The organism is Staphylococcus lutrae, assembly GCF_002101335.1.
In the GTDB taxonomy this organism is placed as follows: Bacteria; Bacillota; Bacilli; order Staphylococcales; family Staphylococcaceae; genus Staphylococcus; species Staphylococcus lutrae.
Genome location: NZ_CP020773.1, coordinates 307341 through 329314, shown reverse-complemented (window position 1 = coordinate 329314; position 21974 = coordinate 307341). Strand labels below are relative to the sequence as shown.

At 37.0% G+C, this 21974-nt stretch carries 15 protein-coding genes, 24 tRNA genes, 2 rRNA genes and 1 pseudogene; 36 read left to right on the top strand and 6 right to left on the bottom strand.

Annotated elements, in window-relative coordinates:
- Nucleotides 1-51: 51 nt before the first annotated feature.
- The 26 genes from B5P37_RS01700 (at nucleotide 52) to B5P37_RS01575 (ending at nucleotide 5321) form a co-directional block, all read left to right on the top strand.
- A 23S ribosomal RNA gene (locus tag B5P37_RS01700) occupies nucleotides 52-2973 on the top strand.
- 79 nt (nucleotides 2974-3052) lie between these two features.
- A 5S ribosomal RNA gene (gene rrf / locus B5P37_RS01695) occupies nucleotides 3053-3167 on the top strand.
- A gap of 12 nt (nucleotides 3168-3179) precedes the next feature.
- A tRNA-Val gene (locus tag B5P37_RS01690) sits at nucleotides 3180-3255 on the top strand.
- A gap of 21 nt (nucleotides 3256-3276) precedes the next feature.
- A tRNA-Thr gene (locus B5P37_RS01685) sits at nucleotides 3277-3352 on the top strand.
- A 5-nt stretch (nucleotides 3353-3357) separates the two neighbouring features.
- A tRNA-Lys gene (locus B5P37_RS01680) sits at nucleotides 3358-3433 on the top strand.
- A gap of 1 nt (nucleotide 3434) precedes the next feature.
- A tRNA-Leu gene (locus B5P37_RS01675) sits at nucleotides 3435-3516 on the top strand.
- A 3-nt stretch (nucleotides 3517-3519) separates the two neighbouring features.
- A tRNA-Gly gene (locus tag B5P37_RS01670) sits at nucleotides 3520-3594 on the top strand.
- A gap of 6 nt (nucleotides 3595-3600) precedes the next feature.
- A tRNA-Leu gene (locus B5P37_RS01665) sits at nucleotides 3601-3689 on the top strand.
- A gap of 11 nt (nucleotides 3690-3700) precedes the next feature.
- A tRNA-Arg gene (locus tag B5P37_RS01660) sits at nucleotides 3701-3774 on the top strand.
- Between the two features lie 13 nt (nucleotides 3775-3787).
- Nucleotides 3788-3861 (top strand) — tRNA-Pro (locus B5P37_RS01655).
- Between the two features lie 21 nt (nucleotides 3862-3882).
- Nucleotides 3883-3958, top strand: a tRNA-Ala gene (locus B5P37_RS01650).
- Between the two features lie 27 nt (nucleotides 3959-3985).
- Nucleotides 3986-4059 (top strand) — tRNA-Met (locus B5P37_RS01645).
- A gap of 24 nt (nucleotides 4060-4083) precedes the next feature.
- Nucleotides 4084-4157, top strand: a tRNA-Ile gene (locus B5P37_RS01640).
- Between the two features lie 8 nt (nucleotides 4158-4165).
- Nucleotides 4166-4258 (top strand) — tRNA-Ser (locus tag B5P37_RS01635).
- Nucleotides 4259-4272: 14 nt separating this feature from the next.
- Nucleotides 4273-4346: transfer RNA gene (locus B5P37_RS01630), tRNA-Met, on the top strand.
- A gap of 11 nt (nucleotides 4347-4357) precedes the next feature.
- Nucleotides 4358-4434 (top strand) — tRNA-Asp (locus B5P37_RS01625).
- 10 nt (nucleotides 4435-4444) lie between these two features.
- Nucleotides 4445-4517, top strand: a tRNA-Phe gene (locus B5P37_RS01620).
- Between the two features lie 8 nt (nucleotides 4518-4525).
- A tRNA-Thr gene (locus B5P37_RS01615) sits at nucleotides 4526-4601 on the top strand.
- A 6-nt stretch (nucleotides 4602-4607) separates the two neighbouring features.
- Nucleotides 4608-4691, top strand: a tRNA-Tyr gene (locus tag B5P37_RS01610).
- Between the two features lie 7 nt (nucleotides 4692-4698).
- Nucleotides 4699-4772 (top strand) — tRNA-Trp (locus tag B5P37_RS01605).
- A 2-nt stretch (nucleotides 4773-4774) separates the two neighbouring features.
- A tRNA-His gene (locus B5P37_RS01600) sits at nucleotides 4775-4847 on the top strand.
- 15 nt (nucleotides 4848-4862) lie between these two features.
- A tRNA-Gln gene (locus tag B5P37_RS01595) sits at nucleotides 4863-4934 on the top strand.
- A gap of 8 nt (nucleotides 4935-4942) precedes the next feature.
- A tRNA-Cys gene (locus B5P37_RS01590) sits at nucleotides 4943-5017 on the top strand.
- A 13-nt stretch (nucleotides 5018-5030) separates the two neighbouring features.
- A tRNA-Gly gene (locus tag B5P37_RS01585) sits at nucleotides 5031-5105 on the top strand.
- 24 nt (nucleotides 5106-5129) lie between these two features.
- Nucleotides 5130-5203: transfer RNA gene (locus tag B5P37_RS01580), tRNA-Gly, on the top strand.
- Nucleotides 5204-5237: 34 nt separating this feature from the next.
- A tRNA-Leu gene (locus B5P37_RS01575) sits at nucleotides 5238-5321 on the top strand.
- A 104-nt stretch (nucleotides 5322-5425) separates the two neighbouring features.
- Here the strand turns inward: B5P37_RS01575 and B5P37_RS01570 are convergent.
- From B5P37_RS01570 to B5P37_RS01560, 3 genes and pseudogenes are all read right to left on the bottom strand, one after another.
- Entirely contained in the window at nucleotides 5426-6766 is a 1341-nt protein-coding gene (locus tag B5P37_RS01570) for an ISL3 family transposase (protein WP_085238394.1), read from the bottom strand.
- A 103-nt stretch (nucleotides 6767-6869) separates the two neighbouring features.
- Nucleotides 6870-8417 (bottom strand): SAP domain-containing protein, encoded by a 1548-nt coding sequence (locus B5P37_RS01565; RefSeq protein ID WP_085236447.1) that lies wholly within the window; start codon nucleotides 8415-8417, stop codon nucleotides 6870-6872.
- A gap of 259 nt (nucleotides 8418-8676) precedes the next feature.
- A pseudogene (locus B5P37_RS01560) lies at nucleotides 8677-9279 on the bottom strand (IS3 family transposase); the annotation flags it as partial.
- Nucleotides 9280-9356: 77 nt separating this feature from the next.
- On the opposite strand from B5P37_RS01560, the gene B5P37_RS01555 reads away from it, so the two are divergent.
- Nucleotides 9357-10486 (top strand): IS3 family transposase gene (locus B5P37_RS01555; protein WP_103322067.1). Its coding sequence is split into 2 segments (ribosomal slippage): nucleotides 9357-9603 and nucleotides 9603-10486, totalling 1131 coding nucleotides; the frame shifts between segments, so codons are not numbered across the junction.
- On the opposite strand, the gene B5P37_RS11775 is transcribed toward B5P37_RS01555, so the two are convergent.
- Entirely contained in the window at nucleotides 10458-10709 is a 252-nt protein-coding gene (locus B5P37_RS11775) for an IS3 family transposase (RefSeq protein ID WP_142382186.1), read from the bottom strand. The genes B5P37_RS01555 and B5P37_RS11775 overlap by 29 nt on opposite strands.
- Nucleotides 10710-10756: 47 nt before the next feature.
- Nucleotides 10757-11044 (bottom strand): transposase, encoded by a 288-nt coding sequence (locus B5P37_RS01550; protein ID WP_085236441.1) that lies wholly within the window; start codon nucleotides 11042-11044, stop codon nucleotides 10757-10759.
- Nucleotides 11045-12846: 1802 nt separating this feature from the next.
- Here B5P37_RS01550 and B5P37_RS01540 point away from each other — a divergent pair.
- The 8 genes from B5P37_RS01540 to B5P37_RS11870 all read left to right on the top strand — a co-directional run bounded on the left by B5P37_RS01540 (nucleotide 12847) and on the right by B5P37_RS11870 (nucleotide 20637).
- Nucleotides 12847-14226 (top strand): MAP domain-containing protein, encoded by a 1380-nt coding sequence (locus B5P37_RS01540; RefSeq protein WP_085236437.1) that lies wholly within the window; start codon nucleotides 12847-12849, stop codon nucleotides 14224-14226.
- 232 nt (nucleotides 14227-14458) lie between these two features.
- Nucleotides 14459-15517 (top strand): PTS sugar transporter subunit IIC, encoded by a 1059-nt coding sequence (locus B5P37_RS01535; RefSeq protein WP_085236436.1) that lies wholly within the window; start codon nucleotides 14459-14461, stop codon nucleotides 15515-15517.
- Nucleotides 15518-15722: 205 nt separating this feature from the next.
- Nucleotides 15723-17183 carry an ABC transporter substrate-binding protein/permease gene (locus B5P37_RS01530; RefSeq protein WP_085236435.1) on the top strand — a complete coding sequence of 487 codons (1461 nt, stop codon included), beginning with the start codon at nucleotides 15723-15725 and terminating at the stop codon, nucleotides 17181-17183.
- Nucleotides 17176-17907, top strand: a complete 732-nt coding sequence (locus B5P37_RS01525; RefSeq protein ID WP_085236434.1) for an amino acid ABC transporter ATP-binding protein — start codon at nucleotides 17176-17178, stop codon at nucleotides 17905-17907. Before B5P37_RS01530 ends, B5P37_RS01525 begins: the two co-directional genes overlap by 8 nt.
- Nucleotides 17908-18082: 175 nt before the next feature.
- Nucleotides 18083-19213: a tRNA epoxyqueuosine(34) reductase QueG gene (gene queG / locus B5P37_RS01520; protein WP_085236433.1), complete on the top strand. Its 1131-nt coding sequence runs from the start codon at nucleotides 18083-18085 to the stop codon at nucleotides 19211-19213.
- Complete coding sequence (gene trmL, locus B5P37_RS01515; protein ID WP_085236432.1) at nucleotides 19213-19683, top strand: tRNA (uridine(34)/cytosine(34)/5-carboxymethylaminomethyluridine(34)-2'-O)-methyltransferase TrmL; 471 nt, start codon at nucleotides 19213-19215, stop codon at nucleotides 19681-19683. Before queG ends, trmL begins: the two co-directional genes overlap by 1 nt.
- A 168-nt stretch (nucleotides 19684-19851) precedes the next feature.
- Nucleotides 19852-20454, top strand: a complete 603-nt coding sequence (locus B5P37_RS01510; protein WP_085236431.1) for a 6-phosphogluconolactonase — start codon at nucleotides 19852-19854, stop codon at nucleotides 20452-20454.
- Between the two features lie 18 nt (nucleotides 20455-20472).
- Nucleotides 20473-20637, top strand: coding sequence for an SAS053 family DNA gyrase inhibitor (locus B5P37_RS11870; RefSeq protein WP_169710756.1), 165 nt, complete (start codon nucleotides 20473-20475; stop codon nucleotides 20635-20637).
- 235 nt (nucleotides 20638-20872) lie between these two features.
- Here the strand turns inward: B5P37_RS11870 and B5P37_RS12310 are convergent, their stop codons facing one another.
- The gene (locus B5P37_RS12310; RefSeq protein ID WP_169710755.1) at nucleotides 20873-20968 is read right to left on the bottom strand and encodes a hypothetical protein; all 96 of its coding nucleotides are present in this window, start codon (nucleotides 20966-20968) and stop codon (nucleotides 20873-20875) included.
- 446 nt (nucleotides 20969-21414) lie between these two features.
- On the opposite strand from B5P37_RS12310, the gene B5P37_RS01505 reads away from it, so the two are divergent.
- Nucleotides 21415-21849 (top strand): hypothetical protein, encoded by a 435-nt coding sequence (locus B5P37_RS01505; protein WP_085236430.1) that lies wholly within the window; start codon nucleotides 21415-21417, stop codon nucleotides 21847-21849.
- The last annotated feature ends 125 nt before the right edge of the window (nucleotides 21850-21974 follow it).

The following is a 21974-nucleotide window of genomic DNA, read 5'->3' as shown; positions in this document are numbered from 1 at the left end:
ACAAAAAATGAATCGCTAGTCGTTGAAAAACGACTCACATAATTAATAACAGATTAAGTTATTAAGGGCGCACGGTGGATGCCTTGGCACTAGAAGCCGATGAAGGACGTTACTAACGACGATATGCTTTGGGGAGCTGTAAGTAAGCGTTGATCCAGAGATTTCCGAATGGGGAAACCCAACACGAGTTATGTCGTGTTATCTGCATGTGAATACATAGCATGCAAGAAGGCAGACCCGGAGAACTGAAACATCTTAGTACCCGGAGGAAGAGAAAGAAAAATCGATTCCCTGAGTAGCGGCGAGCGAAACGGGAAGAGCCCAAACCAACAAGCTTGCTTGTTGGGGTTGTAGGACACTCTATACGGAGTTACAAAAGAATTTGTTAGACGAATAACCTGGAAAGGTTAATCAGAGAAGGTAATAATCCTGTAGTCGAAAACAAATTCTCTCTTGAGTGGATCCTGAGTACGACGGAGCACGTGAAATTCCGTCGGAATCTGGGAGGACCATCTCCTAAGGCTAAATACTCTCTAGTGACCGATAGTGAACCAGTACCGTGAGGGAAAGGTGAAAAGTACCCCGGAAGGGGAGTGAAAGAGAACTTGAAACCGTGTGCTTACAAGTAGTCAGAGCCCGTTAATGGGTGATGGCGTGCCTTTTGTAGAATGAACCGGCGAGTTACGATCTGATGCAAGGTTAAGCAGAAAATGTGGAGCCGTAGCGAAAGCGAGTCTGAATAGGGCGAATGAGTATTTGGTCGTAGACCCGAAACCAGGTGATCTACCCTTGGTCAGGTTGAAGTTCAGGTAACACTGAATGGAGGACCGAACCGACTTACGTTGAAAAGTGAGCGGATGAACTGAGGGTAGCGGAGAAATTCCAATCGAACTTGGAGATAGCTGGTTCTCTCCGAAATAGCTTTAGGGCTAGCCTCAAGTGATGATTATTGGAGGTAGAGCACTGTTTGGACGAGGGGCCCCTCTCGGGTTACCGAATTCAGACAAACTCCGAATGCCAAATAATTTAACTTGGGAGTCAGAACGTGGGTGATAAGGTCCATGTTCGAAAGGGAAACAGCCCAGACCACCAGCTAAGGTCCCAAAATATATGTTAAGTGGAAAAGGATGTGGCGTTGCCCAGACAACTAGGATGTTGGCTTAGAAGCAGCCATCATTTAAAGAGTGCGTAATAGCTCACTAGTCGAGTGACACTGCGCCGAAAATGTACCGGGGCTAAACATATTACCGAAGCTGTGGATTGTCCTTTGGACAATGGTAGGAGAGCATTCTAAGGGCGTCGAAGCATGATCGCAAGGACATGTGGAGCGCTTAGAAGTGAGAATGCCGGTGTGAGTAGCGAAAGACGGGTGAGAATCCCGTCCACCGATTGACTAAGGTTTCCAGAGGAAGGCTCGTCCGCTCTGGGTTAGTCGGGTCCTAAGCTGAGGCCGAAAGGCGTAGGCGATGGATAACAGGTTGATATTCCTGTACCACCATGATTCGCTTTAAGCGATGGGGGGACGCAGTAGGATAGGCGAAGCGTGCTGTTGGAGTGCACGTCTAAGCAGTGAGATTGAGTGTTAGGCAAATCCGGCACTCTTAAGATTGAGCTGTGATGGGGAGAGGAACTTGTTCCTCGAGTCGTTGATTTCACACTGCCAAGAAAAGCCTCTAGCTAGAATCAGGGTGCCCGTACCGCAAACCGACACAGGTAGTCAAGATGAGAATTCTAAGGTGAGCGAGCGAACTCTCGTTAAGGAACTCGGCAAAATGACCCCGTAACTTCGGGAGAAGGGGTGCTCTTTGGGGTTCACGCTCTGAAGAGCCGCAGTGAATAGGCCCAAGCGACTGTTTATCAAAAACACAGGTCTCTGCTAAACCGTAAGGTGACGTATAGGGGCTGACGCCTGCCCGGTGCTGGAAGGTTAAGAGGAGTGGTTAGCATCTGCGAAGCTACGAATCGAAGCCCCAGTAAACGGCGGCCGTAACTATAACGGTCCTAAGGTAGCGAAATTCCTTGTCGGGTAAGTTCCGACCCGCACGAAAGGCGTAACGATTTGGGCACTGTCTCAACGAGAGACTCGGTGAAATCATAGTACCGGTGAAGATGCCGGTTACCCGCGACAGGACGGAAAGACCCCGTGGAGCTTTACTGTAGCCTGATATTGAAATTCGGTACAGTTTGTACAGGATAGGTAGGAGCCTGAGAGACGTGAGCGCTAGCTTACGTGGAGGCGTTGGTGGGATACTACCCTCATTGTATTGGATTTCTAACCCGCAGCACTTATCGTGCTGGGAGACAGTGTCAGGCGGGCAGTTTGACTGGGGCGGTCGCCTCCTAAAGAGTAACGGAGGCGCTCAAAGGTTCCCTCAGAATGGTTGGAAATCATTCATAGAGTGTAAAGGCATAAGGGAGCTTGACTGCGAGACCTACAAGTCGAGCAGGGTCGAAAGACGGACTTAGTGATCCGGTGGTTCCGCATGGAAGGGCCATCGCTCAACGGATAAAAGCTACCCCGGGGATAACAGGCTTATCTCCCCCAAGAGTTCACATCGACGGGGAGGTTTGGCACCTCGATGTCGGCTCATCGCATCCTGGGGCTGTAGTCGGTCCCAAGGGTTGGGCTGTTCGCCCATTAAAGAGGTACGCGAGCTGGGTTCAGAACGTCGTGAGACAGTTCGGTCCCTATCCGTCGTGGGCGTAGGAAATTTGAGAGGCGCTGTCCTTAGTACGAGAGGACCGGGATGGACATACCTCTGGTGTACCAGTTGTCGTGCCAACGGCATCGCTGGGTAGCTATGTATGGACGGGATAAGTGCTGAAAGCATCTAAGCATGAAGCCCCCCTCGAGATGAGATTTCCCAACTTCGGTTATAAGATCCCTCAAAGATGATGAGGTGAATAGGTTCGATGTGGAAGCGTAGCGATACGTGGAGCTGACGAATACTAATCGATCGAAGACTTAATCAAAATGATGTTCATTAGGTTTTATTGATAAATACGATACTTACTATCTAGTTTTGAATGTATACACATTCAATATGATGAATCTGGTGCCAATGGCAAAGAGGTCACACCTGTTCCCATGCCGAACACAGAAGTTAAGCTCTTTAGCGCCGATGGTAGTCGGACTTACGTTCCGCGAGAGTAGGACGGTGCCAGGTTGATTTTTTATTGGAGAATTAGCTCAGCTGGGAGAGCATCTGCCTTACAAGCAGAGGGTCGGCGGTTCGAACCCGTCATTCTCCACCATTTTAATGATAAGTTTCAATAGCCGGCCTAGCTCAATTGGTAGAGCAACTGACTTGTAATCAGTAGGTTGGGGGTTCAAGTCCTCTGGCCGGCACCATTGATGAGCCATTAGCTCAGTTGGTAGAGCATCTGACTTTTAATCAGAGGGTCAGAGGTTCAAATCCTCTATGGCTCACCATGCGGGTGTGGCGGAATTGGCAGACGCACTAGACTTAGGATCTAGCGCCTTACGGCGTGGGGGTTCGACTCCCTTCACCCGCATTTGCAGAAGTAGTTCAGTGGTAGAATACAACCTTGCCAAGGTTGGGGTCGCGGGTTCGAATCCCGTCTTCTGCTCCATTATTTGCCGGGGTGGCGGAACTGGCAGACGCACAGGACTTAAAATCCTGCGGTGAGAGATCACCGTACCGGTTCGATTCCGGTCCTCGGCACCATTATATGATATGCGCCCGTAGCTCAATTGGATAGAGCGTTTGACTACGGATCAAAAGGTTATGGGTTCGACTCCTATCGGGCGCGCTACACTACCTTACGGGAAGTAGCTCAGCTTGGTAGAGCACTTGGTTTGGGACCAAGGGGTCGCAGGTTCAAATCCTGTCTTCCCGATTACTTTAAAATGATTAACATGGGGGCTTAGCTCAGCTGGGAGAGCGCCTGCTTTGCACGCAGGAGGTCAGCGGTTCGATCCCGCTAGTCTCCACCATTTAATTTAATAACTAAAACTTTATAAGGCGGCGTAGCTCAGCTGGCTAGAGCGTACGGTTCATACCCGTGAGGTCGGGGGTTCGATCCCCTCCGCCGCCACTATTTTAGTTGAAAATATTATTAGGACCTTTAGCTCAGTTGGTTAGAGCTAACGGCTCATAACCGTTCGGTCGCAGGTTCGAGTCCTGCAAGGTCCATATAATTAGGAGGAATACCCAAGTCTGGCTGAAGGGATCGGTCTTGAAAACCGACAGGGGCTTAACGGCTCGCGGGGGTTCGAATCCCTCTTCCTCCGCCATTATTTTCTATTACCGCGGGATGGAGCAGTTCGGTAGCTCGTCGGGCTCATAACCCGAAGGTCGGTGGTTCAAATCCACCTCCCGCAATTTTTATAAGTGGTCCCGTAGTGGAGCGGTTTAACACGCCTGCCTGTCACGCAGGAGATCGCGGGTTCGATTCCCGTCGGGACCGCCATTTTTAAAATGGTTCAGTAGCTCAGTCGGTAGAGCAAAGGACTGAAAATCCTTGTGTCGGCGGTTCGATTCCGTCCTGAACCACTTTTTGTGCCGGCCTAGCTCAATTGGTAGAGCAACTGACTTGTAATCAGTAGGTTGGGGGTTCAAGTCCTCTGGCCGGCACCATGTTTTGGAGGGGTAGCGAAGTGGCTAAACGCGGCGGACTGTAAATCCGCTCCTTCGGGTTCGGCAGTTCGAATCTGCCCCCCTCCACCATATCAATAGGGGCATAGTTTAACGGTAGAATAGAGGTCTCCAAAACCTTTGATGTGGGTTCGATTCCTACTGCCCCTGCCATGGCGGTTGTGGCGAAGTGGTTAACGCATCGGATTGTGGTTCCGACATTCGTGGGTTCGATTCCCATCAACCGCCCTTGTTTAAAATTAATGGGCTATAGCCAAGCGGTAAGGCAACGGACTTTGACTCCGTCACTCGCTGGTTCGAATCCAGCTAGCCCAGTTCCTTTTGGCGGCATAGCCAAGTGGTAAGGCCGAGGTCTGCAAAACCTCTATTCACCGGTTCAAATCCGGTTGCCGCCTCCATTGATATGATTATGCGGGAGTAGTTCAATTTTTAGAACACTTTCCTTCCTGGAAAGGGGTATAGGTGCAAGTCCTATCTTCCGCTCCATTTTTAATAGAACATGTTTATCCTGCGGGAGTAGTTCAATTCTAGAACACTTTCCTTCCCGGAAAGAGGTATAGGTGCAAGTCCTATCTTCCGCTCCATTTTCCAATAAAAGGCTGGATTTTTTTATATCAAGCCGGTGTGGCGGAATTGGCAGACGCGCGGGACTCAAAATCCCGTGTCTTCACAGACGTGTCGGTTCGACCCCGACCACCGGTATAAATGGTTATTATTTACACATCATAACGTACTAGAAACCCTTAAATAACGGGTTTCTTTTATTTTGGCTCTTTGTCAACGTCGGTTGGTGAAGAAATATCGTACTAAGTGGCAATTTTTTGTTGCTTAGTACGTTTTTTATATTCACTTACGTATAACCTTGAAATAATTAAAATCCTATTTCTAAAGTTATAAAAATTTCTATAACCATAAGAGACACGCTTAATAAGCTTTATTTTATTGTTAATACCTTCAATTGGACCATTGGTCAAATGAGGATTTTGAATCGTATTTGAAATATAAGGTATATATTTTATGAGTGTGTTAATAACACGTTTGAGTCCATTTGAAATATTTAAACTCTTCGAACGTTGTAATGCTTCCTCTAATTGTTCAATGTTATTTGATCTTAGGGTTTCTAGAATATGATGTCCTGCTTCATACGTTAATTGGAATTCTTCATCAAAAGTTAACAAGAATTGTACTAAACTATACTGACTATGCCATGTATTAAAAAGTCTGAACGAGTGATAATGGACTCTGTCTAATTCAATTGGAGATTTTAATAAAAGCTTCCAATACCGTTTTAATTTATTGTACTTGGGTTTTTCTTTAGTCTTAAAACTATTCATTGTTTTAACGCGACTGTGATTGATTTCACGGTTAACCGCTTGAACAATATGAAAACGGTCTAAGATAATATCTGCATTGGGAAATAATGATTGAATTAGCGACATGTATGGTGGATACATATCAATAGAAACACTTTTAACTCCTTCACGCTGCTTTCTTGAGAATCTTAAAAAGTATTCTTCCAACTTGAACTTACGTCGATCTGGCAAGATATCAATAATATCATGCGTGATACTATCACAGTATATAAAGCTCATAGAGCTGTCGACATCATTAGTTGACTTAAATTCATCAAAGGATAAATGTTGGGGCAATATATCACTAGGTTGTGTTTTTACTGCTTCCCCTAGGTCTTTCAAATACCGATGAACAGTTGAAGGTGAAACTAAAACACTATTCGCTATATCTTTTTCAGATATGACAGTGGCGAGCTTTCTCGTCACCATTAGTTTTACGTCATTAGAAATTGTACAACGCGGTTCTATATATGGTGTTTTAGCCGTAAAAGTTTGACCACAAGCTTTACAATAGAAGCGTTGCTTTTTTAACACAAGATAACTAGGCCTTTCAAGAATAAGCCCCATATACACTCTTGTACTGCGAAAGCCATTTTTAATAACTGTGTGTTGCTCATTCTTGATACCACAACACTCACAACCTTTAGGTTGATAAGTTAAAACCCCTTTATAAAACAATGATTGAACGTTCTTGAAGGTTTGAATACCTAAACATTCAGTGATTTTTAAATTTGATACTTTTAGATTCAGCTTCTTTTTTAGTTCTGTAACCTGCCTTACGGTATCTTTTAGCATTATAGTGTATATTATATCCCCATTTACCGTCACGTTTATATAATCGCATTCTATCCCTCCTCAAAAAAGTAAAAAATAATAAGTGTACGGTGAGGTACGCAAGTTATTCAGATGAAATGTAATTTCTAATTGCTGGTAATTGATTAATAGAAATATTGGTATTTCTATTAACATGACAAAATAAGATGTCACAAAAATCATCACAGATATTCTTGTCTGCATATACAAACGAGGACACATCAGCGAAAAATAGTTTTTTTAACACATTTAAGTTAATATCTTCTACCAAAATCAAATCTTCGTAATATTCAAGACTTTCAGTATCGATGTAAAAAATTTCTAATAGGCTTCCTTTTATCGACCTATATTTTATGTTGAATTCGAAATGTTCAAGTCCTTGAATAAATTCTAAATATATTGCATAATTTGTAAATTTACGAATCACTGATTTGTCTTTCTTAATTGTTTTGTAATAGTGAGTTAATCTCTGAACAACACTTTTTAAACTATGTGAATCTTGTTTTTTATTTTCGATCAATTTTAAATAAATAAATTCAATTTTATCGTCAATGTTATACTGGTTTTTGACTAATTTATGTGCAACCGACAAGTTTATTATATAAGGTTGATAAAAAAAGTGAAGAACGTAATTTGTATTTTCAATTATCTTTTCACCCGCATGTGTAGCAATGTAAATTTTGGGTAAGTTTACGTCCTCTTCTTTAATATCTTCTTTAATCCGTTTCATTAGTTCAGGTTTATTGCCACTGACTTTAAGCCCGTTATCTTTCAATATAGATTTTAATTCGGGAACTTTTAAATAACTTAAAGAGTGGTTAAAATCAGACTTAATGGATAATACACCATTTTTTAGCAAATTTTCAATGTGAAACATTGTATCAATTTGCTTTTCTATTAATAAATAATGATTTGTTAACTCTTTTCCCACTATTCTCTTATTGTTTAAGTGAAGGATCAAAATATCATAAACATTTAGTTCAGTTTCTTGAGTTGAATCCGATTTTATTTCTACATGTTGGACATGCTCATTTTTGTTTGTGTTTGCTTCTTCAATTAATTCGTCCTCTTTTGTATGTACATCATCGATTTTTAATTCAGTTTTTGGAGTTGTTTTTTCTTTTTGAAGAGGTGTTTTTTGAATTTCATTTGGTTTGATTTCACTAACATTTCCTTTTTTTAATTCATTGTTAGTATAGTCTAGTTCGGATTTAATTCTGTTTAGATCTTTTTCTAAAAAGACGATTTCTTTTTCCTTGGAGTATAATAAATCATCATGTGCTTTTAACATCATTTTATGTTCATTAACTGCTCGAGATAAAACTTCTATAGCAGTCACAGACTCAACATTAGTGAATTTAAATGTTAAATTCTTAGATGAATCATCATAAGTTAAATAAATGTTATTAGTCATAAATGTTTTTTTGGAAGAAACAGAGTTTATATCCGACCATGGAATTACATATATAAAATTCTTTTTTTCACACACGAAAGCTATCTCTTCAAAAGAAGCTATAATTGAACCATTGTATTCTGTTCCTTGGTAATTTGTTGTTCCAGTTGTTTCTATGATGATTCTGCAATTAGGAAATTTATTCAAAAATAAATCTTTATCCCTTTGTTTAGCTTTCATAAACAATCCTCCTACAATATAATTTTTCCTGCTACTTTAACTATGACGCTTGACTAATCTGGTATTTTACTATAAATAATAGGGGTTACTTTATGTTCTCCACTTTTTTGTTCTTCGATCAGCAAATCAATATGGTCTAAATGGACTTGTGTCAAGAAATCGGACACAGTGAATTTATAATTTTACCTCGCTCTGCTCGGTTTCCTGTTCAAAAATAAACTTATTAAAATCATATAAGTTCATTTTTAAACAGGTCATTTTATGAAAACATTTTTTCAAATTCAAGTGGACTTAGATAATTTAGTGTTGAATGAATTCTTTTGGAATTATAGAATGTCACAATATATTCTATAATTCTAAACATTACCTCATTACGCGTTTGAAAATTACAATGATGAATGAGTTCTTTCTTTATTATACTGTGAAATGACTCTATACACGCATTGTCATAACATTTTCCCTTCCGACTCATACTCGTTATTATTTCGTTTTCTCTTAATATATTTTGATATTCTATTGAGGCATATTGACTTCCTCTATCAGAATGGTGTATTAATCCTGCTGTTGGCTGCTGTGCAGTAAATGCTCTTTCTAGTGCTGAAATCACTAAATCTTTCGTCATTCTGTTCGACATTGACCAACCTATTATTCTTCTCGAGAATAAATCCATCACTGTTGCGAGATACAGCCATCCTTCCCGTGTATAAATATAAGTAATATCCGATACCCATACTACACCTGGCTTTTCAACTTTAAATTGTTGGTTTAGTAAATTCGGATATATAGGTAGGTTGTGTTTAGAATCTGTTGTTGCTTTATATTTCTTCTTTGTGATTGATCTGATACCCATTTCTTTCATCAATATGAATCGTCTACACTTAATTGGACAAATTCTATGAGAATAGATATTGTTAAATTAAGAAAGTAGGCGATTATATTATGACAAGAGAAAGAAGAACATTTAGTTCAGAGTTTAAGTTACAAATGGTTAGATTATATGAAAATGGTAAACCTAGGAATGAAATTGTACGCGAGTATGATTTAACACCTTCGGCATTAGGAAAATGGATAAAACAACATCAAAACACCGGTTCATTTCATCATCAAGATAACTTATCAGATGATGAAAAAGAGCTGATTAAATTACGCAAAGAAGTTCAACATTTAAAAATGGAGAATGATATTTTAAAGCAAGCAGCGCTGATCATGGGACGAAAATAGAAATCATTCAAAAGAATGCGCATCAATATTCAGTATCAGCAATGTGTAAAGTCCTGAAAATACCAAGAAGCACTTACTATGAATCAATAAAAAGAAATACTCAAAGCCAAAAAGATGATGATTTAGAATTAGAAAAAATTATTATAGATACGTTTAATTCGAATAGAAAAAGCTTTGGTACAAGACGAATTAAGAATAAATTAAACGACAAAGGTCTCACTGTATCCAGACGAAAGATTGGTCGTATCATGAAAAAATATAATCTAGTTTCTGTTTATACGAAAGCTAAATATAAAAATCATCCAAAAGAAACAAATGAAAAACTAATTAAAAATCATTTAAATCGCACTTTTAATAGAGAACAACCAATGGATGCATTGGTAAGTGATTTAACCTATGTAAAAGTAGCAGATAGATGGCATTATATATGTTTATTTATTGATCTCTTCAATAGAGAAATTGTTGGTTACAGTGCAGGTAAAAATAAGGATGCAAATTTAGTGGTGAAAGCAATTAGTAAAATTAATCATAACCTAAAACAAATCGCACTATTTCATACAGATAGAGGTAAAGAATTTGATAACAAATTGATAGATGAAGTATTAAAGACTTTTGAAATCGAACGTTCATTAAGTACTAAAGGTTGTCCTTATGATAACGCAGTTGCAGAAGCAACGATGAAAGCACTAAAAACCGAATTTGTAAAACAGATGAAATTTGAAAACCTAGAACAGTTAGAGACAGAATTATTTGATTATGTAAATTGGTACAACAATTTTAGACCACATTCTTCATTACAGTATTTAACACCAGTGGCGTTTAAAGATCTACACATGAAAAGTGTCTAGGAAACTGTTGACATTCCAATATTGTTACTGTACGCTGTGAAACCTTTATTCCTTCTTTCATCAGTTCTTTTGTGATTTTTGGACTGCCGTACCTTTTTTGATTTCCAATATAAACTTTATAGATTTCCTTTTTTAATCTATCACGTCTCTTTTGTTGTGATGAAGTTGGACGTTTTTTCCAATCATAATATCCACTTTTTGAAACACCTAATACTTTGCACATCTTAGTCACACGAAATTCGTGTCGGTGTTGATATATAAATTCATAAATTATTTCTGGTCTTTGGCAAAGATGTGCATAGCCTTTTTTAATATTCGATTCTCTTCTTCAAGTTCCTTAAGTCGCTTTTGTAGTTCGACTTCCGTTTGTTTTACTGGTGTTAATTTACCGCTACCAACAAAAGATGCTTCGCCACCTTCACGATACTTACTCAGCCATTTTGTAAGTGTTTGTATCGGTATATCAAGGTCTCTTGAGACCTCAGTCACTTTTCTACCTGATTCAACCAGTTTTATTGCTTCCATCTTAAAGTAATGCTCATATCTTCTCTTAGTCATGACAGACACTCCCGTAAATTAATAATATTATTATAAACTATTTATTATCAATTCGCTGTGTCCGTTAATGAGTCTAACATCAATTATTATAAACTATTTATTATCAATTCGCTGTGTCCGTTAATGAGTCTAACATCAGTTTTTCAATCGCATGGAGTGTGTGATTATCATCTTTTAATGTTGAAAATTAAGCATAGTAAAAAGAAATAAAGCCTTTTTAGTATGCTAAACGCTCATACATGTCCAAAAGCAACTGTTGGTCGTTTCGTAGTTGATTTCTACTAAAGAGTTAATAGATTTAATTTCCGATAACAATGAGGTGAGAATTAAAATGAATGTGATTATAACAATAGTACTTTTTACAATTTCTTCAATTTGTTCAATATATTTAATTAAATCTAAAAACCTGTATATTATCGCTTCAATTGAACCTGAAAAAATTCCAGAACATTTAAAAAATAAAGTTGTGAAGTACTTTATTACTTCGCTTATGTTAACAACCATATTTATCTGTCTAGCAATCAATGTTTTAGAAATAAATTCTACCATAGGAATCATATTTATATTGATAAGTATTTTAATATGTTTGTCATTTTACGGGTATTATATGAAGATAAAAAATGACTCGAAATGATGTTGCTAGATGGACTGAAAAGGGATACCTTTTATTTGGTGGACCCGTCTTGAGGAAACAACTATACGCCCCAATTTTATATTGTAAATGATGTAGCGGCATGAATTGAAATAGCATTAAGGGGAATGAAAATTGAGATCTTGCAAAGCGGGATGTCTATCCTGAAATAATTGTTTAAATCATTAGTATGTTTAATTGTTTTGTTTATTTATGGTAACGCTTCCAACTTTTCGTTAAATTTTACATAGATTTAGTATATAATATTATTAAAATGATAAGTATAGAAAAACATTACAAACAGAATTACTAAAAGATAAAAAATAAGTGCTATAAAATGTGACTTGCTTTTAAACGTTCAAAATCTAGATTTAATGACTGGATGAACTGGAGTGTTCTAGGCTTAAATGATTTGATCAATATTAAAATGCCTCATCATTTTAGAGAATTATAGGTTATCGCCTAGGATTATACGTTATTGATCCTTCATATTATTATAGTTCTCCAGTCACGCATACGTTAGTGGGTCTGATGATGACACTAATTTTGTTTATCATTTTTTATGTGCTCTCATTTAAAGTAATGAAAGTGAAGTAGTGTGTCTTTATATTCTAGAAAGGAGTTTTATTATGGAAATGGTAACTTCAATATTGAGCATCCTACTCGTGTTATTCGCGATTATTACGATTGTTTTGCTACTTAAAGAAGTGATAACCTAAGGGCCTCAAAAAAGAAATTTTAAACCAACATACATTTTTGCTAGATTAACGGTACTTTGTTTGTTGATAATTTTAATACTAACTTATACGTTGATATAACTTAATATTTTTGCTTCTATTAATAAATCGGAGAGGGGTTCATTTCACTTCTCTGATTTTTCTTTTTAAATGCAGAAAAAGGAAACGTATAATGGCTGTCTTGTACGTATTAACAAAGCACTTTTCGTTTAGATGTACGATTACTTGTCGGATCGTAGTACGTTCATTTGATGGCGCGTTAAAAGTTGGAGCAAAAAAGTCATTTATAAAATTGAATAAAAATTTTAATTATTAGTAATAGCATTTAAGGTTTATTTTAAATGATTTAATAGGTCTTTAATTGTATATGCGTATATTTAGTGTATAGTTGTAAGTGTAACAAGCAAGAATAATTTGAAAAGGAGTAATTAAGTATGAATATGAAGAAAGTTATGGTCACAGGTTTAGCATTAGGTATATTAACATCAACAGCATCATTAACTGCGGGGAATAATGCAGATGCAGCATCACAATACCAACATAAAGTACAGTCTAAAACAGTGTCTTATACAACAACAATTGACGGTTCAACATCATATGTTCAATCTTACCTTAAATTATCAACAACGAGCACAAGTAACTTTTATCAGTTAAATGAAAAAGTTAAAACAACTTTAAAACATGAGTACAATGTGACTTCATTACAAATAAAAAAATCAAAAACAACACAATATACAGTGACATGGAAAAACGGTAAGAAACAAACAATCAATTTAAAACAGGGTTCTGTAACACCAACTCAAAAAATTAATGTGAATGACATTAAAAATATAGATATTAAAGTAGAAAATAAAAAGACGAACTACAAAGAGAATTCAGTTCCTTACACAGCTACGATTGATGGTGCGACAGCTTATGTTCAATCTTATCTTAAGTTAACTGAAAAAAATGCGAATAACTTTTATCAATTAAACCAAAATATTAAAGGTGTATTAGAGAAAGAATATAAATTGGGTGCATCACAAATTGAAAAATCTAAAGCTGCGGCTTACACTGTGACATGGAAAAACGGTCACAAACAAACAATTAGTTTAAAACAAGGTGCTGCTTTACCAACACAACTCATTAATATTTTTGATATTAAACGTATTGATATCGATGTAATGAGCAAACAAGAGAAACAAGTTGTAAAATCAGTACCATACACAACGACAATCGATGGTGCGACATCTTTTGTACAATCTTACCTTAAATTATCAAATAGTAATGCCAATAATTTTTATCAATTAAATCAAAACATTAAAGCGGCATTAGAAAATGAATACAAGTTAAGTGCTTCACAAGTTGAAAAATCAAAAACTGCAGAATATACTGTGACATGGAAAAACGGTCATAAACAAACAATCAGCTTAAAACAAGGCGCAATTTTACCAACAAACGTTATTAATGTTCAAGATATTAAAAGCATCGATGTTAACGTAAAAAAAGGTAAAGCGAAATCAGCTGTTAATGCAGTGCCTTATGCGGTGACTTTAAACGGTAACACTGTATTCGTACAATCATACCTTCATTTATCAAACTATAGTGCGAGTAACTTCCACCAATTAAATAACGAGGTTAAGAGTGTATTAAAACATGGGTATCGTGTCACTGATGCACAAATTGATTCAGCAAAAACAGCGCAATATACAGTAACATGGAAAAATGGTCAGAAACAAACTATTAGTTTAAAATCTGATGCCCCATTGACAGCTAATAAAATTGATATTCATCAAATTAAAAGTATCGATATTAACGTGAATGGCGTTAAATAATTATTAAATTCTCACGAAGTACAATAGAATCTCACGCAATGATTGCGTAGAAAAGAACTTGAGTGTGTTAGACGTATGATAGACGTGTAATGACTCAAGTTCTTTTTAATTTTCATTCATATTTGACACTTTAAAGGGATAAAATAAATCTAAAAAAATGACGAGATAGTGTTGTTCCGTTTAATAACTTATATTATGATTAAGCTATTCTAATGAGCGGAGGGTAACTGAGATGGTAACAAACCAAATCAATAAAAAACAATTTTTTAGCGTTATTTTAAACGCAGTTGGGGCAGGTGTCGTTATCGCATTATTGCCCAATGCATTACTTGGTGAATTACTAAAATTCTTTAAAGAAGGACGACCTTTTTTAGAAAGCATGTATCAGTTGGTACTTGTGATTCAATCATTTATGGCATTTATCATCGGGGCACTTGCGGCACATGCATTTAAATTCCCTGGTCCAGGGGTCGCGTTTGTTGGCACATCAGCTATGATTGGTTCTGGTGTGATTCAATTTAAAAATGGCGCATTTATGTTGCATGGTATAGGGGATATTATTAACGTGATTATCGTCGTCATGATTGCGAGCATATTATTCATTTTATTATCTGGAAAATTAGGATCGCTAGAAATCATCATTTTGCCTGCAGTCATTCCAGTCATCTCAGGTATGCTGGGACTGTTTACATTACCATACGTAAGCCAAGTCACGCAATCACTTGGAAAACTCATTCATACATTTACAGAACTTAATCCATTAGTGATGAGTATTTTAATTGCTATTACATATGCATTACTTATGGTCACACCGATTTCGGTTGTTGCGATCGCCACTGCTATTTCTTTAAGTGGACTTGGAAGCGGTGCAGCAAATATGGGGGTTGTTGCAGCGTGTGTCACATTTTTAATGGGATCATGGAAAGTCAACGGACTTGGCGTGAACATCGTATTGCTCGTCGGTGCCGCTAAAATGATGATTCCTGTTTATTTAAAAAACCCTATCATTATGATTCCTTTAACAATTAATGGTATTGTCTCTGGACTCATTGCATATACAATAGGAATACAGGGGACACCGATGTCTGCTGGTTTTGGTTACTCTGGATTTGTAGGACCTATTAATGCTTTTAATCGTATGGAAGGTAACCCAACGATCAATATTTTATTATTGATATTAGGTTACTTTATCATTCCGTTTGTCATTGGATGGGTGGTCCATCAGTTCAGCAAAAAATTATTGCCACGTTATAGCAATGATATTTTCCGTTTCGAGATTCCTAAAGAATAAAGCGGATTGATGACTATCTTCAAAATAAACGATTTTCTAGCTGTATGGCTAAACACCAAATGAGACATTGTTTGGTGTTTTTTTAAATATTTATAAAAGGCATGATACATCCTAAAAATAAAACTAGAAGAATTTCTGAATAATGTATTGCATAAATTTGCATATATATGTATAATAATCAATAATATTGAAAGGGGGTACTGTAATGAAGCATTTGAGGAAAGGTTTATCTATGCTTTTTATTGTATTGTTATTATTTACAGGTTTACCGATGACAAAAAAAGCAGAAGCAGCAAGTAAGGATCAATGGGAGGTTATTAAAGAACGGGGTGAATTAAAGGTCGGATTATCTGCTGATTATGCACCAATGGAATTTGAACATACTGTGAATGGGGAACGTGAGTATGCAGGAATTGATATCGAAATCGCTAAAAAAATTGCGAAAGATAACGGTGTCAAATTAAAAATAGTCAATATGTCTTTTGACAGTTTATTAGGGGCGTTAAAAACTGGGAAAATTGACATTATTATCTCAGGAATGACACCAACAGATGAGCGTAAAAAAGAGGTAGACTTTTCGGATAACTATATGACTGTGGGTCAAACAGCTGTTGTTCGTAAAAAAGATAAAGATAAATACAAAACGCTTAAAGATTTAGCGAACCATCGTATCGGTGTACAAAAACAAACGACACAAGAAGAATTAGCAAAAAAGGAAATTGAAGGTGCGGACATTCAATCATTAACACGTTTACCTGAAGTGATTTTGGCACTTAAAAGTAACAAGGTCGACGCTATCGTGATGGACAGTGCTGTGGGTAAAGCGTACTTAGCTCAAAACGAAGATTTAACGTTTTCAGATGCGACATTTGCTGATTCGGATAAACCTACTGCCATTGCGGTTCCAAAAGATTCACCGGAATTGTTATCACGTATTAATAAAACAATTGCTGAAGTCAATGATAAAAATCTAATTAAAGACTATGAAAAGATTGCTTATGATGCAATGAACGATGATGGCAACTTCTTCACTAAATATGGAACGTTCTTTATTACTGGATTGAAAAGTACAATTCTCATTTCAATTATTGGCGTTGTTTTAGGCGCAGTTTTAGGGGCAATGATTGCATTAATGAAAATTAGTAAGATACTACCTCTTAAATGGTTAGCATCAGCGTATATTGAGTTTTTAAGAGGAACGCCATTACTTGTACAAGTATTCTTAGTATTTTTTGGGACAACGGCAGTTTTAGGACTGGATATTTCAGCTTTCATTTGTGGTGCGATTGCTTTAGTGATTAACAGTTCAGCGTATATTGCAGAGATCATACGTGCAGGGATTAATGCGGTGGATAAAGGTCAAATGGAAGCCGCACGTAGTTTAGGTTTGGGTTATGGCCAAACAATGAAATCAGTCATTATGCCACAAGCGATTAAAAATATTTTACCGGCTTTAGGGAATGAATTTGTAACTGTAATCAAAGAATCGTCTATTGTTTCAGTTATAGGTGTGAGTGAAATTATGTTTAATGCTCAAGTTGTTCAAGGTGTTTCGTTTGATCCATTTACACCTTTACTAATTGCAGCAGTGCTTTACTTTATTTTAACTTTCACACTTTCACGTCTAATGAGCTTTATTGAAGGGAGAATGAGAGTCAGTGATTAAAATTAAAAAATTAAACAAATCGTTCGGATCAACTAAAGTTTTAACAGGTATTGATATGAAAATCGCTAAAGGTGAAGTTGTAGCCATTATTGGTCCGTCTGGTAGTGGTAAAAGTACTTTATTACGGTGCATGAATTTGTTAGAAGTGCCAACTTCTGGACAGGTGATTTTCGAAGGACGTGACTTAACAAGTAAGGGGACAAAAGTGGATGAGTTGCGTCAAAAAATGGGAATGGTTTTTCAAAACTTTAATTTATTCCCGCACAAAAAAGTGATTGATAATATTATGCTGGCACCCCAATTATTGAAAAAAGGGGATGCACAACAACTAAAAACGCGTGCGCTAGATTTATTAGATAAGGTAGGGTTAAAGGAAAAAGCAGAGGCTTACCCGAACCAATTATCAGGGGGACAAAAACAAAGGGTTGCGATTGCTCGTGCATTAGCAATGAATCCAGATGTATTATTATTTGATGAACCTACATCAGCTCTGGATCCTGAAGTTGTAGGAGAAGTTTTAACAGTAATGAAATCTTTAGCAAAAGAAGGTATGACAATGGTTGTCGTAACACATGAAATGGATTTCGCAAAAAATGTGAGTGATCGTGTCATTTTCATGGCAGATGGGGTAGTCGTTGAAGATGGGACACCACATGAAATTTTTGAAAATCCACAACATCAACGTACACAAAACTTTTTAAAACGTGTGCTTAACAATGTCTAATTCGTTAAAGGTTTAAATGAATCAATGACGTTTCAATCTGATTGAACCAAGGTTGAAACGTCATTTTTTGTATGCATTTTAGTTAAAATAAAATAAAAAAGTCTTCTATTGTTTAGCGCTCCGCAATGTAGGTAAATATGTTAAAATAAAATGGCGATTTTAATGAGGTGACAAGATGGATGTATTGGAATTAAAACAAGAGATCATAGATTATGCACAGACCATCGGCATCAATAGTATCGGCTTTACAACGGCAGATCCATTTGATGAACTTAAACAAAAATTAGTCGATTATCATGCGAAGGGATATGCTTCAGGATTTGAACATGATGACATCGCTTTACGTACTGAACCAAAGTTGTCGCTACCGACAGCACGTTCAATTATTGCCATTGCAGTTGGTTATCCTAATAAGATGAAAGGCGCGCCAAAAAGTGTTCGAGGAGATCGACGTGGCATTTTTGCACGTGCATCATGGGGACAGGATTATCATGTCATGATGAGACGACGGTTAAATGATCTTGCGCGTTTTATTCAAAGTAAGGTTCCTGATGTGGAGTGCCTATCCATGGTAGACACTGGTGTATTGTCCGATAGAGCCGTAGCTGAACGCGCAGGTTTAGGATTTGTAGGAAGAAATGGATTTGTCATTAACCCTGATTTAGGGACGTGGACCTATTTGGGTGAAATGTTAGTCAGCATTCCATTTCCACCTGACGACCCGTTACTCGACAGTTGTGGTGATTGCACGATTTGTGTAGATCGTTGTCCAACGAGTGCGCTTGTAGGGGATGGGCAACTGAACAGCCAAAAATGCATTAGTTTTTTGACGCAAACAAAAGGTTATTTAGCTGATGAATATCGTTATAAAATTGGGAATCGATTATACGGTTGTGATACGTGTCAACAAGTCTGTCCTAAAAATCGCGGCATTAACACTGAACAAGAGGATATTCATCTAGAACCTGACATTTTAAAACCACGACTTGTCCCTTTATTGACAATGAATAATAAAACATTTAAAAATACGTTTGGTCATCTTGCGGGTGCGTGGAGAGGTAAAAAGCCTATTCAAAGAAATGCAATCATTGCTTTAGCGCATTTCAAAGAAGAATCTGCAATCCCTACGTTGAAAGAGGTTGCTGAAACGGACGCGAGACCGATGATTAGAGCCACTGCGTTTTGGGCGATTGGACAAATTCTAGGTGATGCTGCAAAAGATTATATTATGTCACATTATGAGAACGAACTTGAAGAAGTACAAATAGAAATGATTAAAGGTTTAGAAACAAGGAGAGAAGAATAATGGCAATTCATGTTGTTTTATATCAGCCAGAAATACCGGCAAATACTGGGAATATTGCACGTACGTGTGCTGCGACAGATACGCATTTACATTTGATTCGACCGCTTGGCTTTAGTACGGATGATAAAATGTTACGACGTGCAGGTTTAGATTATTGGAAATATGTTTCAATTACATATTATGACAATATCGAAGCGTTTTTTGAACAAACTGAGGGAGAATATTTTCTGTTAACAAAGTTTGGATCCAAAAATCATACTTCCCAAGACTTTTCTGATTTAAATAAAGATTATTATTTTATTTTTGGAAAGGAAACGACGGGGCTGCCTGCTTGGGTGAAAGAAAAATACGATAATACTGCTTTACGTATCCCAATGAATGAAAATGTTCGTGCATTAAATCTATCGAATACAGCAGCAATACTTGTCTATGAAGCATTAAGACAACAAGGTTATCCACATTTACAATAATGTACTTCAACCGTTGCATAAGATGTATGTTTGAAGGATAATAGAACTAGCATCATTAAATGTGAACGATTATAAAAGACACGGACGTACATGTTTCAATGTATGTTCAAAACGGGTATATCAATATTATTATAATTGACGAGTAGGACAATAGAGGAGTGTACGATAATGGCAATGAATTTTAAAGTGTTTAAAAATCCAGAAACAGCAGCCGTTTTCACAGCGGATATTTTGAGAAAACAATTGAGCAGTAATCCGACATCTATTGTTGGAATTCACTTAAATGAAGAAGATGCACCGGTGTTAGATGCGCTTAAAAAAGATGTGGATCGCCATGGTGTTGATTTTAGCCAGATTCATATTTTGGATTACGATCAACAAGTGTCGTATTATCGCGCATTAGGTGTCCCTGAAAAACAAATTCATAATGTCACTGAAAATGATGATAAAATTGATGTGTTTATTGCGCATCATGCAAAAACTAAAGATAATAAAGGTAAACTAACGTTACAAGTCGCGACAATTAATGGAGAAGGTGAATTTGGACTTCCAGTGAATGATAGTCTTTTACCGGCTCGCGAAATCATTGTTGTGCTGACAGGTGCAGCAAAAGCAGAGTTAGTGAAACGTTTGTACGAAGAAAATGGGAATACAAGTTATATTCCATCTGCATTAAAAACGCATCGAATGGTAACCATCGTCTTGGATGAAGCGGCAGCACAAGGATTACCAGAAGATGTGCGTCATTACTTTACGTCATTGTACGCATAAAAAGAGGTGAGTTTACAGATGCAAGATGAACTAAAACAATCTGACAATACTATGGTTGACGGGTTTGAGGATGTCGTTGAACTTGGCAAAGAGATGGAACAAATTTCCGAACAAAATGACGACAGAGCATCGAATCAGTCACAGGATAAAACGGCTCATTCTAGTCAAACATCTCAATCGTAACAAAAGAATCGTATCAGTATGACGCAACAATCTCGTCACAAGCGGGAAGGTTGCGTCTTCTTTTTAAAATCCGTAAGTCTCTTCAGACCTACGGATTTTCGCCATGAAATGAGCATCTTGCTAGCAAGTTAAGCAAATAATAATTTTAAATGAGCGCTTAGACACTTACTTTTCAACTTTGCAGCAGAACTTACTATCTTCTGTTTTTTTGTCTTTTAATTTTAGTTGCAGACCATCACTTAAATTGTTTGTCCATATAAAATCCGAGAATAATCCCTAGTGGTACACCCAAAAAAGGTGTGATAAATATACTTAAAACAAAAGATGACACAATTGCCCTATAATTACGTTAGTGTTAATTGTTAATTCTGGAATTCTTGAAATAATTTCTTTAATCTTCATAAGTAACTCCTTTATTTTTAGTATGATTTTCAGTTTGTTATATATACCGAAAATAAGGATATACAAATAATTCTGCCTATGTAATGTATATAAGCCCAGTATACCTAAATTTTCTTGTCATACCTACTTATTATTTTTAGGACGTCTTCTTTAGAGAAACACGCTACACTTTAAAAATCAATAAAGTCGCTGATGTAACGTACCATTGGTGCAATCATTATAATGCAAGATTAAAGGGGCGACTTTAAAATAATTGTGAGTCGGCATTTAATATAGGAATCAGGACGCGATGAATAAGTAAAATTTCGTTCGTTTTCGATATGTTAAATGTGATAAAATGAAGGCGTGTTTAGAAAATAATGAAAGGTGACACGCATGAAATTATATGATAAATGGATAATGTTGATGATCATCTCAACGATAGTCAATTTAATCGCCATAAAAACGTTCCCGCTTGCTTTAGGGAGTTTGTATTTACCAGTGTTGTTTAAAGTCGTCCAATTGCAACTCAATTTATCTCGTGGATTAGGGGAGAATGCAGAAGCACATGTACATACATTTGTGAAAACAAATCAAAAAGGTGTCATTATCAGTATGATCTGTTGTATGGCCATAACAGTCGCTTTAACGAATTATTTAGCTGATTTTTATCGTCAGTTAGACGGCATATGGGGGGTTCTGATTCAATTCAGTCCATTTACGATGAGCTTAGGGTTCATTTTGTATGTATTAACAGCAATCGCGGTGATGCAGGCTGTGAAGCAAAAATTTATTGTATCTGCATCAGAAGAACAACCTAATATCAAATAAAGTCTAGGTCTATAGTGCTCAACTTCGAAGCATTGTAGACCGTTTTATTATTTTTATGCATTTGTTGGAAATGGATAGCGCTTATGCTATCTCTAATGGTGTGTCCATGAATAGACACGAGAATA

What these genes read in the sequence shown, in the direction of transcription:
- B5P37_RS01570 (WP_085238394.1), bottom strand. Translation starts at nt 6,766, where the DNA reads ATGCTAAAAGATACCGTAAGGCAGGTTACAGAACTAAAAAAGAAGCTG.
- B5P37_RS01565 (WP_085236447.1), bottom strand. Translation starts at nt 8,417, where the DNA reads ATGAAAGCTAAACAAAGGGATAAAGATTTATTTTTGAATAAATTTCCT.
- B5P37_RS11775 (WP_142382186.1), bottom strand. Translation starts at nt 10,709, where the DNA reads ATGTGCAAAGTATTAGGTGTTTCAAAAAGTGGATATTATGATTGGAAA.
- B5P37_RS01550 (WP_085236441.1), bottom strand. Translation starts at nt 11,044, where the DNA reads ATGACTAAGAGAAGATATGAGCATTACTTTAAGATGGAAGCAATAAAA.
- B5P37_RS01540 (WP_085236437.1), top strand. Translation starts at nt 12,847, where the DNA reads ATGAATATGAAGAAAGTTATGGTCACAGGTTTAGCATTAGGTATATTA.
- B5P37_RS01535 (WP_085236436.1), top strand. Translation starts at nt 14,459, where the DNA reads ATGGTAACAAACCAAATCAATAAAAAACAATTTTTTAGCGTTATTTTA.
- B5P37_RS01530 (WP_085236435.1), top strand. Translation starts at nt 15,723, where the DNA reads ATGAAGCATTTGAGGAAAGGTTTATCTATGCTTTTTATTGTATTGTTA.
- queG (WP_085236433.1), top strand. Translation starts at nt 18,083, where the DNA reads ATGGATGTATTGGAATTAAAACAAGAGATCATAGATTATGCACAGACC.
- trmL (WP_085236432.1), top strand. Translation starts at nt 19,213, where the DNA reads ATGGCAATTCATGTTGTTTTATATCAGCCAGAAATACCGGCAAATACT.
- B5P37_RS01510 (WP_085236431.1), top strand. Translation starts at nt 19,852, where the DNA reads ATGGCAATGAATTTTAAAGTGTTTAAAAATCCAGAAACAGCAGCCGTT.
- B5P37_RS11870 (WP_169710756.1), top strand. Translation starts at nt 20,473, where the DNA reads ATGCAAGATGAACTAAAACAATCTGACAATACTATGGTTGACGGGTTT.
- B5P37_RS01505 (WP_085236430.1), top strand. Translation starts at nt 21,415, where the DNA reads ATGAAATTATATGATAAATGGATAATGTTGATGATCATCTCAACGATA.